This is a genomic window from Chryseobacterium gallinarum (assembly GCF_001021975.1).
Taxonomy (GTDB): Bacteria; Bacteroidota; Bacteroidia; order Flavobacteriales; family Weeksellaceae; genus Chryseobacterium; species Chryseobacterium gallinarum.
Genome location: NZ_CP009928.1, coordinates 912,468 through 925,473, shown reverse-complemented (window position 1 = coordinate 925,473; position 13,006 = coordinate 912,468). Strand labels below are relative to the sequence as shown.

The window sequence follows — 13,006 nt, the reverse complement described above, 5'->3', positions numbered from 1 at the left end:
AGTATGAAAACAATCATTGCAGAAAAACCAAGCGTAGCAAGGGAAATAGCCCGCCTGTTGGGAGCATCCGATAAAAAGGACGGCTACCTGACGGGCAACGGCTATTTTGTTACCTGGGCATTTGGTCATTTAATCGGATTAGGAATGCCAGAAGATTACGGCATATCGGGATTTAATAAATCAGCCCTGCCAATATTGCCCAACCCGTTTTTGCTGACCGTCCGCAAGGTTAAAAAAGACAAAGGCTATACTGCTGATGCAGGTGCATTAAAACAACTAAAGGTCATCAAAGAACTATTCCATAAAAGCGATAGCATTATTGTAGCGACCGATGCCGGACGTGAGGGTGAACTCATTTTCAGATACATTTACGAACACCTGAAATGCAGCAAACCGTTTGAACGTCTTTGGATAAGCTCACTTACCGAAAAAGCCATCAAGCAGGGATTTGACAATCTGAAAGAAGGAAAGGAATTTGACGGATTGTACCAGGCTGCACAAGGCAGAAGCCGAGCCGATTGGCTCGTAGGCATTAATGCTACACAGGCACTCTCCATTGCCGCCGGAAATGGTATTTATTCACTCGGCAGAGTACAAACACCTACACTCGCTTTGATTTGCAAACGCTATCTGGAAAACAAAAACTTCTCGATAAAACAATATTGGCAGATACAGCTATTGCATAACAAAGAGTTCATTGATTTTAAAAGCCTTTCCAAAACCAAATGGGACGACCAAAGGCAGGCAGAAGATGCGCTCAGGTGTATTGAAAGGAACGGGAATACGATTATCGTTACCTCGGTAGAAACCAAAAGCGTTACAGAGCAACCACCTTTATTATTTGACCTGACAGGACTACAAAAAGAAGCCAACAAAAAGCTCAACCTTTCCGCTGAAGAAACGCTCAACATTGCCCAAAACCTGTATGAAAAGAAATTTATTACTTATCCACGCACCGGGAGCAAATACATTCCCGAAGATATGTGGGCGGAAATTCCGAACCTTGTAAGGGCTTTGCAGGGCAGGGAAACCTGTAAGCAAGCCGTATCAAAAATAAAATGGGGTCGTTTCAACAAACGTATAATAAACGATTTACGAGTTACCGACCATCACGGTTTGTTGATTACGGATAAAATACCTTCAGCTCTGAACGCAAAGGAAAATGCGGTTTATGATATGATTGCCTTTCGGTTGCTCGAAGCCCTTTCTGGGGCCTGCATCAAAGAGATTACCGATGTGGAGTTACAGGCATTGTATTACGATTTTACGGCAAAAGGCTGTAAGGTTATGGAACCGGGCTGGCGCACCATTAAAGGCAGTTTTACGGACGATTATACCGAACCTATACAGGATTTGCCCGAACTGAAAAAGGGCGATGAACTCAGAATCAAGGAAGCTGCCGTTTTGGAAAAGAAAACAAAACCGCCAGTGCTTTATACCGAAGCCGGACTTTTGTCGGCAATGGAAACCGCCGGAAAGGAAATCGAAAACGAGGAAGAACGAAAAGTCCTGCAAAACATCGGCATCGGTACTCCGGCTACAAGAGCTTCAATCATTGAAACCCTCTTTACCCGCAATTATATCAAAAGGGAAAAGAAATCCTTAATCCCAACCGAAAAAGGTTTACAGGTGTATGAGTTGGTCAAAGACCGAAAAATTGCAGACGTGGCGATGACTGCCGAATGGGAACTCGCTTTGCAGAAAATCGAGAATAACGAAGCTGATGCAGGTGCGTTTCAAAAGGAAATGGAAACGTATGCTTCAACAATCACTAACGAACTGTTGCAAACCACCATTGCCCAGAGTAACCTGCCGAAACTTACCTGCCCGAAGTGCAAAAAGCAACAACTGATAGTCCGTGATAAACTTGCCAAATGCCCCGATGAGGTTTGTAATTGGGTACAGTTCCGCAATGTGTGCGGTGTTCAAATCGGTATAGCCGATATAGAAAATCTTGTCAATAAGGGCAAAACTTCACTTATCAAAGGAATGAAAAGCAAAGCAGGAAAGAAATTCGATGCTTATATCGTATTGAATGAGCAAGCCGAAAGCTCCTTTGAGTTTGAGAAAAACAAAAGCTACAAACGCAATGGAAAATAAACCGACTATTGTACCCAAAGAAATCAGAAACCTGATTTATACCATACGTGGCAAACAAGTGATGTTGGACAGCGACCTCGCTTCCTTATACCAAGTGGAAACAAAGAACCTTAATAAAGCCGTAAAACGGAATATTGAGCGGTTTCCCGAAAAATTCTGTTTTCAACTGACCGATGAGGAAGCGTATTCTTTAAGGTTCCAAATTGGAACCTTAAACACAGGAAGAGGACAACACCGAAAGTATCTTCCCTACGTTTTCGGCGAACAAGGAATAGCGATGCTCTCGGCTGTCCTACGGTCAGAAATAGCCGTAAAGGTCAGTATTGAGATTATGGATGCTTTTGTAGAAATGCGAAAAATGCTTATCAGCAATGCTTCGCTGTTTCATCGGTTGGACAATATAGAACTGAAACAATTACAAACCGACCAAAAATTTGAGGAGATTTTTAAGGCGTTGGAAAGCGACAAGCTCCACGCTGAAAAAGGCATTTTCTACAATGGGCAGGTATTTGATGCCTATACCTTTGTTGCAGATATTATCCGAAGTGCCGAAAGCTCCATTATCCTGCTTGATAATTATGTGGATGATACCGTGCTTACCTTATTGGGGAAACGCAAAGACAATGTAACCGCTACTATCCTTACCAAAAACATCAACAACCAATTACGGCTGGATGTACAACGGTACAACAGCCAATATCCTCCGATTGAAATTGAGGTTTTTTCCGATGCACACGACCGCTTTTTAATCATAGACCAAACGGAACTTTACCACATCGGGGCATCACTCAAAGACCTGGGCAAAAAATGGTTTGCCTTTTCACGAATGGATATTGAAGTCGGTAGGATGCTCCAAATATTGAATACTCCATAAAACAAAGCCCTCTAAAAATTCGGAGGGTTTTATTTTAGCCTTTTGATGCTTCCAAAGATGCTTTTCTAAACTCTTTTAAAAGTTTTTCCAATTCAAGAGAAGATTTGCGGGCTCTTGTACCTGCCGTTTTATTTCCTTTTTCTGCCTGTAATTCGGCATCCGCTTTTAAAGCTTCAAAAGAAACGTTGAGTTTCTCGATTAGTTCTTTCATTGTGATAGTGAATTAAATATTTAACGCTATAAAAATAGAGAAAATAATTTCATTGTTTTACAATCTTGTTCGTATAGTTCAACTATAACATAACCAACATTTTATTGTTTCAAGAGGTCTATTATTTCTTTTGCTAAAGTTTCAGGGTGTTCTTCTTGTGGAAAATGTCCACTTGTTTCCAACTTTACTGTCGCGGAATTTGTGAAACCTCTATGAAACTTATCAAGGTAATGCGGTTTGATAATGGGGTCTTTCATTCCCCAAATGAATAATGTAGGTTTGTTTGAAATGCTTTGTCGTTTGTTCCAAAGCTCTTCAAACCAATCTTGGTCATTAAGCAATGATTTGGCAAATGCCAATGCACCGTTTCGTTGGGTTTTGTCGGCAAAAGGTTTGGTGTATTGCTTTAATAGTTGCTTCGAAATTTTGTGGTCGCCAAACGATTTCGGCAAAATGAACTTTGGCGAAAAGTTGAGATAGCGATACAAGAAAGGCAACAACGGACTTTTCAAAATCTTACTTAACTTAATAAAGTCAGGGTCGGTTTTGCTGCTCCACAACTAGGAATTGAGAACAACCAAACGCTTTATTTTTTCGGGGTGTTGGATAGCAAAGTTCAATCCGATGGGACCGCCAAAATCGTGAACCACAAGTGTAATGTTGTCCAACCGTTTTTCAAGCACAAATTTCTCCAGTGTCTTGCTGTGGTTTTGCGTTGAGTAGTCGTATTCCTCGGGTTTGTCCGAAAGTCCGAATCCTATGTGGTCAATAGCAACACACCTGTAATTTTCCTTCAGTTTTTTAATAGCGTTGCGATAATCAAAACTCCACGAAGGCGTTCCGTGAACGAACAAAATGGTTTCGCCTTTTCCTTCGTCAATATAGTGCAACTTTTGTCCGTTGATGTCAAAATAGTTTGCTATAAACGGATATGCTGATTTGTCAAGCCAATGATTTGCCATACTTTTTGAAATTTATATGGCAAAGGTCTAAACGGTTTGGAAAACGAATGTTGGTATAGACCAACATTAGAATTTTACGGTGTTAAATAGCTTGCTGAAATTGGTCGGGTCAATTCCCAAATACGAAGCAATGTATTTGTGTGGCACAAGTTGAAGCAAATGCGAACTGCGTTGGCAGAAGGATTTGTAACGTTCTTCAATCGTCATACTGTGCAGTTCAATGTGTCGGTTAATGATACCTGCTAAAACCGCTTCTGTCATTCGTCTGAAAAGTCGCTCAATCTGTTGCGATTGGTCAAATAGTTTTTGCAATTCGTCAAAAGTAATATAGTCCAATTCACTGTCTGTAAGGCAAGTTAAAAAGTATTTTGACGGAGTTTGAAACTGAAATGATTCGGGAATGGCACACAAGTTTGGCGGATAAGTAAAAGCCATAACGTGCGTTTTGCTGTCTGTGTCAAAGTAAGACATTTGAACACCGGTTTTTACAAAGTAAAGTTCTCGTTGTGTTTGCCCTGCAAGGGTGATGAAGTCGCCTTTTTTAAAGGTTTTTGTTTTCAGGTTTCGGGTCAGCAAGTCATGGTCAGCCGTGCCGATGTCGTGAAAAAGTTTGAAGTATTCGAGGCGTTCCATTCTATTAATGCGGGGCGTTTAAGGAAATTATAGGTAATAAATCGGGGCTTTGGCTGTTTCTAAACTACACTCCGATATTAAATATTTACAATGCTTTTTCAGACATCTGCGTTTCTATGGTTTTTTAATCCGTCCACATTCAGGTCATCTTGCTCTCTTGATTTCGCCCAAAGTTCTTCATCTGTCAGGGTGGTTTCAACCAGCTCTACCGGCATTCCTCCATCATCAATAACAGCTACTTTATAATTGGGGATAGGTTCGTAAGGCCCTAAAATTACCTTTTCATTTTTAATGGCTTCCGTTAGGCATTCAACCTGGAAAGCAATGTGCGGTTTTTCTTTTATTATGGGATGTAATGGGCTGTCGTCATCAAAACGATGAAATTGGATACGGAATTTGCCATTATTATCCGAAGTGTACATTTTAAAATTTTCACTGTAATGTTCGTTCTTGCCAACTTCGGATGTTGGAATACCTATGTGATGAAATTTGTATTTAGAATTCATTGCTTTTTATTTAAACATACATCTAATCCTTGACCGAAAGATAAATATCAACCTCTGCATTTTCCCAGTTATGGCTTCTTTCGTCATAAACCTCAAAATCAAATCCAAATTTCCGGTTGAGCTCTGAACGCCAAATCTTCTCCCAGACCTCGGTAATGCAGCCGGTCATCTGGCCTTTGGCTGTTTCTTTATGATAGGTTTGTTCAGGAATGATGAGTTCGTCCAGGTTAGCAGGCTTAACCGTGGTGTCCTCTACTTTGCAGCCTATGAAATAAGAAAACAGTCCTTTTTCGTCACTTTCATAATTGTAATAAACCGCATAAACAGCATCCGATAATTTATTGGGAACCTGTTCTGCTATCTTTTCAGTTTCAAATTTTTGCCACAATTCACCGCAGTCTTTTCCGGATTGCCCGTTTTCGTTTTTGGTTTTTCCTTGCAGTTTAAGTCCGATAAGTTTAAATGATTTCATTTTACAGAGATTGTTTCATTAATGAACAAAAATACAAATTAATCCCTCTTGTCTTTTTATTAATACGCCAAATCCTGCCTCTCAACGCCAAACCCTGCCACATTTTCAAAGGCACTTATCTACCGCTATAATTTTAGGGTTCAAGTGAAATTCTAAACAAAATTATAGTATGAGTACACAGCAGAAAGACCTATCGTATTTCAGGTTACGATTGCAGGAATTGCTAAACAGTAGCTTCCCCGAAAAGGCTCACGACCATAAATTTATCGACCAGCGTTCCTCGTGGGCTTCCAATGCTTATGAGGGTGCGTTCCGTTCGGGAAACCCGATTGAGCAATGCAACGAGATAGCCAACTACATACTATTTGAGGGCTTGCATTTCTCCAAGTTTGACACGGTTTTCCAAGTGGTCTGCAATGAGTTTGATACCCTAATGGCAGACGAGGAACTGCGACCATTCGCCCTTACAATGTTCCCTGTTTGTGAGCCTGTTTTTGCACAATATGAGCTAACTGATGATTTCGCATACGGTTATGAGTTTGACCTGCTCTACACCGAACTGACTGGAATAATCGCCATTTGGATAGAGGAAAATGGGCTTCAGTAAAAAGCAACACCTCCAACAGAATATTGATGCATTACGGATTGCTTTTACATTGGAAAAGGAGAAACGACAAGCCACCGTAAGCGAAAGACTGTCATTGATGCAATATAGCGGATTTGGCGGTCTTAAATTCGTGCTGAACCCCATAGCGGACGATATAGACATCAACCATTGGCGGAAAAACGACCACGATTTATTCCCGATTACACAGGAACTCCACCAATTATTAAAGGAAAATTCCGAAGACGATAAGCAATACCGCAGGTATGTGGATAGTATGAAAAGCTCAGTACTAACGGCTTTTTATACTCCGCCACAGGTCATTGATGCCATTTCATCAGCCTTGCGTGAAAGCGGTGTAAATATTCAGAAATTCCTCGAACCCTCCGCAGGTATCGGCTCGTTCATTCAATCCTTTTCCGACAACCAACAAGCCAAAGTTACTGCCTATGAAAAGGATTTGCTGACAGGCAAAGTTTTAAAACAGCTTTATCCCGAAAGTACAATACGTGTAAGCGGTTTTGAAGAAATTCCCGAAAAAGAACAGAACAGCTATGATGTTATCGCAAGCAATATTCCGTTTGGCGATACCTCCGTATTCGATTTATCTTTTTCCCGAAGTAAAGACAGTGCAAAAGTTCAGGCTGCGAGAAGTATTCACAACTACTTCTTTCTGAAAGGAAATGATATGCTCCGTGAGGGTGGTTTACAGGCGTTCATTACTTCGCAAGGCGTTTTGAACAGTCCGAAGAATGAGCCGATACGTAGGGCGTTAATGGAAAGCAATAATTTGGTTTCGGTTGTCCGATTGCCCAACGACCTGTTTACGGAATATGCAGGTACAGAAGTCGGGAGTGATTTGATAATCCTGCAAAAAAATACGGCAAAACAAGGTTTGACCGAAACGGAAGAACTGTTTTGCCAAAGCAAACAGACCAAATACAATACACCAAGCAATGCGTTTTTTCAGAACGGTACAAGGGTCATCCATACCGACCGAAAAATTGATACAGACCCATACGGAAAACCTGCAATCATCTATACCCATAAAGACGGAGCTGAGGGCATTGCCAAAGATTTGAAGCAAATGCTTTCCGAAGATTTTGGAAAGCACCTGAATTTGGATTTATACAACGGTGGTATGGACGATGAGCCAGTCCTCCAAATTCCAAGTGAACCAAAGGTAACACCTCCGATTAGTGAGCCTATCCCCATTCAACCGAAACCTCAACCTGCACCAACTCCGGTCATTCATCGGGAAAGCCCGCAGGAACTAAAACAGTTGAGCATTTTTGACCTGTTTGAAAATGCGGGCGAACCTGTAATGGTAGTTGCTCCGCCCAAAAGAACCACGCAAGCCAAAAGGCAAACCGCTAAAAAAAGACGGGGTACAATAGGTCGTCAAACTGACCTGTTCGGTGGTGCGATGCGACAACCTTATACACCGCCAAAACCTAACGGAACTACGAACGGAACAACTCAAATAAACGGTAAAAAACAGGAAGTCATTGGCGATTTGTTTTCACAGGCAAACGGGAATGGCCAAGCGGAAACGCCAGCCGTTCCCGACATTGCAATCAACACCATTCCCGAGCCTGCTCCGTACAGTGGTGAACTGCAACCGTTCCACCGTAACGACTGCCTTGTAGTGGATAACGGTTGGGTCGGTCATCTGCAAGACGTAGATACCGCAGACGGTACGGCTGTTTTCCACCCTTTGCAACTGCCGTCCTTGCAAAAAGCAAGAGCCGAAGCGTATATCGGGGTGCGTGATATTTACCAACAGCTTTATATCAAAGAAGCGGAACTACACACCGAACACAAAGGAGAAAGGGAAACACTTAACCGCCTTTATGATGCCTTTGTCAAAAGGTACGGAAACCTCAACGGTGCGGACAATATAAAGCTCATCAAGACGGATAGTGCGGGTAAGGAAATGCCTTATCTGGAGCGTGTGGTTGGTGGCGTGGTACACAAGGCAGATATATTCAGCCGCCCTGTAAGTTTCTCTACCATAACCATAGCAACGGACAATCCCGAAGAGGCATTGGCGGCATCGCTGAACAAATACGGAAGCGTTGATTTGGGCTATATGTCCGAAATCAGCGGTATGACCGATGATGCGTTGAAACAAGCGTTACACGGTCGTATTTTTTATAACCCACTTCAAAAGGAATACGAAATATCCGAACGTTGGATTTCGGGGAACGTTGTAGAAAAAGCCCAAGACGTAAGAACCTATATTGAGAACAACCCTGATGATGCCGAAGCCAAAGCGAGTCTTACCGTATTGGAAGAAGCCCGACCAAGACGTATCGAATTTGAGGAACTCGATTTTAATTTGGGCGAACGGTGGATACCCACCGGTATTTATGCCCGTTTTGCTTCGTACCTTTTCGATACTGAAGTAAACATTCATTATTCAGAAAGCTCCGATGATTTTTCCGTTAAATGCGACCAGAAGAATGTGCATATATGGGACAAATACGCCGTCAAAGCCGAAAGCCGGACGTTTGACGGGATTGCCCTGCTCAAACACGCCCTTGTCAATACCGTACCGGATATTACCAAGAAAATCACGATTGACGATAAGGAAGTTAAGGTGCGGGATATGGAAGCCATACAAATGGCGAATACCAAGATTGACGAAATCCGTACCGCCTTTACCGAATGGCTTCATGCCCAAAACGACGAGTTCAAAACCAGGCTGACCGACCAATACAACGATACCTTTAACTGCTTCGTCCGCCCGAATTATGACGGAACGCACCAGGAATTTCCGGGCTTAGACCGTAAGGCATTGGGCATTGAAGATTTGTATTCCAGCCAAAAGGACGCCGTTTGGATGATAAAGCTGAACAATGGTGCAATCTGCGACCATGAAGTGGGTGCGGGGAAAACTTTGGTGATGTGTACGGCGGCACAGGAAATGAAACGTTTGGGGTTGGCACACAAACCAATGATTATCGGGCTGAAAAGCAATGTCCACGAAATAGCGGAAGCCTATCGCACCGCCTACCCACACGCAAAAATCCTGTTTCCGGGCAAAGAGGATTTTACGCCACAAAAACGCCAGCGGATTTTCGGGGATATTAAAAACAACGATTGGGATTGCGTGATATTGACACACGACCAATTCGGAATGATACCCCAAAGTCCCGAAATTCAAAAGGAAATTCTCGAAATAGAACTGGACAGCGTAGAGCGTAATCTCGATGCTCTGCAATCGCAAGGCAAGGAAGTGACCAGGGGAATGCTTGCCGGGGTAGTCAAGCGGAAAGAAAACCTTGAAGTAAAGCTCAAGACGCTGCAACACGATATTGAGAACCGCAAGGATGATGTCGTGGATTTTAAGATGATGGGCATAGACCACTTATTTGTGGACGAAAGCCACCAGTTCAAGAACCTGATGTTCAATACAAGGCATACACGGGTTGCCGGGTTGGGGAATGTGGATGGCAGCCAAAAGGCCATAAACCTTTTGTTTGCTATCCGTACCATTCAGGAACGTACCCAAGCGGATATGGGCGCAACTTTTCTTTCGGGAACAACCATCAGTAATTCATTAACGGAATTGTACCTCCTGTTCAAATACCTGCGACCACGGGCAATGGAAAAGCAGGGCATTCATTCTTTTGATGCCTGGGCAGCCATCTATGCGAAGAAAACAACCGATTATGAATTTTCGGTGGCTAACAATATCGTGGCAAAAGAGCGTTTCCGCTACTTTATCAAAGTGCCGGAATTGGCTCAATTCTATTCCGAAATTACGGATTACCGCACTGCGAAAGACATAGGCATAGACCGCCCCGATAAAAACGAAATTCTTTATAACATACCGCCTACGCCCGACCAAGAAGTGTTTATCCAAAAACTAATGGAGTTTGCCAGAACGGGCAACGCTACCTTGCTCGGCAGACAGCCTTTATCGCAAAGCGAAGAAAAAGCAAAAATGCTCATCGCTACGGATTACGCCCGTAAGATGTCGCTCGATATGCGTATGGTTAGCAGCAGGTACGGGGACCACCCCGACAACAAGGCTTCGCATTGTGCCAATAATATCGCCAAGTATTATCATAAGTTCAACGCACAGAAAGGTACACAATTCGTTTTCTCGGATTTGGGAACATACAAGCCGAACGAATGGAATATTTACTCCGAAATCAAACGCAAGCTCGTGGAAGATCACGGTATTCCGGCTCATGAAATCCGTTTTATTCAGGAAGCAAATACCGACAAAAAGCGTAAAGAACTTATCAAGGGAATGAATGAGGGTAAAATCCGTGTGCTGTTCGGTTCTACAAGTATGTTGGGTACAGGTGTCAATGCACAAAAAAGAGCCGTTGCCGTTCATCATCTCGATACGCCGTGGCGACCGTCCGACCTTGCTCAACGGGACGGTCGGGCAATCCGTAAGGGCAATGAAATAGCCAAATTCTTTGCCGATAATAAAGTTGATGTGATTATCTATGCCGTAGAAAAATCATTGGATAGTTACAAGTTCAACCTGTTGTATAATAAACAACTGTTTATAGACCAGTTAAAGACCAACAATCTCGGCAAACGAACCATTGACGAGGGCAGTATGGACGAAAAATCGGGAATGAATTTTTCAGAATATGTGGCTATTCTTTCGGGAAATGCGGATTTGTTGGACAAAGCGAAATTGGAAAAGCAGATTGCCGGATTGGAAAGTGAAAAACAGGCTTTCAACCGTTCTAAATTCAGTGCTAAATATAAATTGGAAGACTATACCACAGAACTGGAAAAGGCTCAATCCCGATTTGAACGAATGAGCCTTGATTGGAACAACCTGCAAGGGCGTATCCAAAAACGTTCTGACGGTACGATTGCCAATCCTATTCAGTTGGACGGGTTGCCGCCCAATGCTGATATAAAACAAATCGGTGCAAAGCTCAATCAGCTTGCGGACAAAGTCAGCACTGGTGGGGATTATGAAGAAATCGGTAGCCTCTATGGTTTTCAGCTGTTGGTAAAAACGGAAATGTCGCAAAAAGAGGGCGTGGATATTCGGGTAAACCGTTTTTTTGCACAGGGCGAGGGCAATATCAAATACACCTATAACAATGGTCTGATTGCCAAAGACGAAAAGCTGGCTGCTATGAATTTCCTTAATGCACTAGAAAAGTTGCCCGGCTATATCGAGCAGGAACAAAAGAAAATTGCGGAGATTCAAAAAGACCTGCCCATTCTACAGGAAGTGGTAAACAGTACGTGGTCTAAAGAATGTAGATTGAGCGAATTGAAAACGGAATTGGCTTCCGTTGAGCGGAAGATACAACTATCTATCACGCTCGAAACCAAGGAAGAATCTACGGAACAAATGGAAAAACCGGAAGAAGCTCCACAGATTTCAGAGAGTATTGTACAGACGAAAGGTGTTCATCTTCCACGCGGTATATTGTAATCACAATAGTTATTGCCCATCCTGTTCGTCCATTTTTCTGATTAGTGCATCACGCAAGCTGTCAATGAATTTGGTGCGGTTTATCTTTCGAAATTTCAGTTCCATAAAGATGTGGTAGAAATCCCCTAAATCAATATTGAACATGGATTCGAATACTTTAGCGATAACTTTTATGTCGGCATTTCCATTATTGAAAACACCATTTGCATATAATGCATAAATCAGTTCGGTTAATGCCGTTTTACTCCCAGTCCATTTTAAAGAATCATTGTCATATTTTTTTTGATTGCTAATACTTAATTGATCTTCGAGATAGACTTGTATCATATCATTGGCAAGAATCTTTGCTACTTTGTAATCATGAGAAGTGGAAAAGCTATGGTCAGCTTCAAAATAAAAAGTGTCTAAGCTCAATTTGATATCGTGTTTACCCCGAACAAAATATTTATGGTCTAAATAAGTGCTATTTGTCCTGTAATATTTATAAAATTCTAGATTATTGTCAAAAAAACGTTTTAGCTTCTCCAATTCTTTATTCAGGTATTTCCTGAGAGTTTTCTCACCTCCAAATGGTCTTTTTGTTTCAATTTTAAAAATGGTATTATAATAAATAAGTTTAGAAACCATTTGGGGTTTTAAATGTTTAAAAAAATATATTTCTTCTTCATCACTTTTAAATTCTCTTTCCAAAATAAATTTCTTCAATTCTGCTAGGCAACCAAGAATCATCTTGATAGCTATTTCAGACAAATAAATTGAATCGTCAACCTCAAATGATAATTCATTCAATTTTTCCTCCAATTGAAAAAAAATCTCATTGCAATATTTTTTCATTCAGCGGACAATATTATTATACACTTAAATTTTATCGTTTATCAATTTTTCGCAGGATTTTGTAGTCAATATAGAATGTCCCGAATGGAACGAAACAAGCAACAAGTACTTTCCAAGTTGTTTCTCTAAATTTCCATTGTTGTTCAATGCCTACACGCAAAGCGTTAAACACGAATAACAAAAATAAGGCGCCGTGGATGGGGCCAAGATTTTTTGACAGTGTTTGGTAGCCGAAATAATGTTTTAATGGAGCGGCTATAAAAACTAAAACAAGTAACGAAATGCCCTCTAAAAAGGCAAGAAGCCGTAATCGTCCAATCGGTGTGGTGAAATATTTTTTCATCTGTTTATTTCTTATTTTTTTATTGTCAGATGGAATTCG

Annotated in this window: 12 protein-coding genes; 4 read left to right on the top strand and 8 right to left on the bottom strand. The window is 41.7% G+C overall.

Annotation, left to right across the window (positions count from 1 at the left end):
- Positions 1 to 3: 3 nt before the first annotated feature.
- Complete coding sequence (locus OK18_RS04305; RefSeq protein WP_053327215.1) at positions 4 to 2,100, top strand: type IA DNA topoisomerase; 2,097 nt, start codon at positions 4 to 6, stop codon at positions 2,098 to 2,100.
- A complete protein-coding gene (locus OK18_RS04300) occupies positions 2,090 to 2,974 on the top strand; it encodes an ORF6N domain-containing protein (protein WP_053327214.1) in 885 nt (294 codons plus the stop codon). The genes OK18_RS04305 and OK18_RS04300 overlap by 11 nt, the downstream gene beginning before the upstream one ends.
- A gap of 34 nt (positions 2,975 to 3,008) precedes the next feature.
- On the opposite strand, the gene OK18_RS04295 is transcribed toward OK18_RS04300, so the two are convergent.
- The 6 genes from OK18_RS04295 to OK18_RS04270 all read right to left on the bottom strand — a co-directional run bounded on the left by OK18_RS04295 (position 3,009) and on the right by OK18_RS04270 (position 5,758).
- The gene (locus OK18_RS04295) at positions 3,009 to 3,185 is read right to left on the bottom strand and encodes a histone H1 (protein ID WP_049038275.1); all 177 of its coding nucleotides are present in this window, start codon (positions 3,183 to 3,185) and stop codon (positions 3,009 to 3,011) included.
- Positions 3,186 to 3,286: 101 nt separating this feature from the next.
- Positions 3,287 to 3,697, bottom strand: a complete 411-nt coding sequence (locus tag OK18_RS04290) for an alpha/beta fold hydrolase (protein ID WP_167336350.1) — start codon at positions 3,695 to 3,697, stop codon at positions 3,287 to 3,289.
- Between the two features lie 48 nt (positions 3,698 to 3,745).
- A complete protein-coding gene (locus OK18_RS04285) occupies positions 3,746 to 4,147 on the bottom strand; it encodes an alpha/beta fold hydrolase (RefSeq protein WP_053327212.1) in 402 nt (133 codons plus the stop codon).
- A 66-nt stretch (positions 4,148 to 4,213) separates the two neighbouring features.
- The gene (locus OK18_RS04280) at positions 4,214 to 4,780 is read right to left on the bottom strand and encodes a Crp/Fnr family transcriptional regulator (protein WP_049038278.1); all 567 of its coding nucleotides are present in this window, start codon (positions 4,778 to 4,780) and stop codon (positions 4,214 to 4,216) included.
- Positions 4,781 to 4,878: 98 nt separating this feature from the next.
- Positions 4,879 to 5,286 (bottom strand): hypothetical protein, encoded by a 408-nt coding sequence (locus OK18_RS04275; protein ID WP_053327211.1) that lies wholly within the window; start codon positions 5,284 to 5,286, stop codon positions 4,879 to 4,881.
- A gap of 22 nt (positions 5,287 to 5,308) precedes the next feature.
- The gene (locus OK18_RS04270) at positions 5,309 to 5,758 is read right to left on the bottom strand and encodes a GyrI-like domain-containing protein (RefSeq protein WP_053327210.1); all 450 of its coding nucleotides are present in this window, start codon (positions 5,756 to 5,758) and stop codon (positions 5,309 to 5,311) included.
- Positions 5,759 to 5,927: 169 nt separating this feature from the next.
- On the opposite strand from OK18_RS04270, the gene OK18_RS04265 reads away from it, so the two are divergent.
- Together OK18_RS04265 and OK18_RS04260 are read left to right on the top strand one after the other, a co-directional pair.
- The gene (locus OK18_RS04265) at positions 5,928 to 6,365 is read left to right on the top strand and encodes a DUF1896 domain-containing protein (RefSeq protein ID WP_053327209.1); all 438 of its coding nucleotides are present in this window, start codon (positions 5,928 to 5,930) and stop codon (positions 6,363 to 6,365) included.
- Positions 6,352 to 11,790, top strand: coding sequence for an N-6 DNA methylase (locus tag OK18_RS04260; RefSeq protein ID WP_053327208.1), 5,439 nt, complete (start codon positions 6,352 to 6,354; stop codon positions 11,788 to 11,790). Before OK18_RS04265 ends, OK18_RS04260 begins: the two co-directional genes overlap by 14 nt.
- Positions 11,791 to 11,799: 9 nt before the next feature.
- Here OK18_RS04260 and OK18_RS04255 read toward each other — a convergent pair whose 3' ends face one another.
- Positions 11,800 to 12,624 carry an RteC domain-containing protein gene (locus OK18_RS04255; RefSeq protein ID WP_053327207.1) on the bottom strand — a complete coding sequence of 275 codons (825 nt, stop codon included), beginning with the start codon at positions 12,622 to 12,624 and terminating at the stop codon, positions 11,800 to 11,802.
- A gap of 31 nt (positions 12,625 to 12,655) precedes the next feature.
- Positions 12,656 to 12,967 (bottom strand): DUF3817 domain-containing protein, encoded by a 312-nt coding sequence (locus tag OK18_RS04250; RefSeq protein ID WP_053327206.1) that lies wholly within the window; start codon positions 12,965 to 12,967, stop codon positions 12,656 to 12,658.
- Positions 12,968 to 13,006: the final 39 nt, after the last annotated feature.